The sequence below is a fragment of the Priestia sp. SIMBA_032 genome, assembly GCF_046535215.1.
Classification (GTDB): domain Bacteria; phylum Bacillota; class Bacilli; order Bacillales; family Bacillaceae_H; genus Priestia; species Priestia aryabhattai.
The window spans coordinates 1-247 of record NZ_JAWRXD010001288.1; the positions used below are offsets into that span (position 1 = coordinate 1).

1 protein-coding gene is annotated in these 247 nt (G+C 64.4%); it reads right to left on the reverse strand.

Annotation, left to right across the window (positions count from 1 at the left end):
* Positions 1 to 247 (reverse strand): EamA family transporter (locus tag SB717_RS38480; protein ID WP_410908478.1); only part of this gene is annotated, 247 nt, incomplete at both ends.

Sequence of the window (247 nt, forward strand, 5' to 3'; positions counted from 1 at the left end):
GGCCGCGGTGGCGCCGTGGGTGGTCCGGTCGACACCGATGATCACCATTCCCGCGATCGCAACACTGATGCCGATCACCTGGCGCCGGCTCATTCGTTCACCGAGCAGCAGGACGCAGAGCAACACGGTGAACGGCGCGGACGATTGCAGGACCAGCGACGCGAGTCCGGTCGGCATCCCCTCATCCATGGCGAGGAACAGGAACGCGAACTGAACTGTGCCGAAACCGATTCCGTAGAGCAGGAGC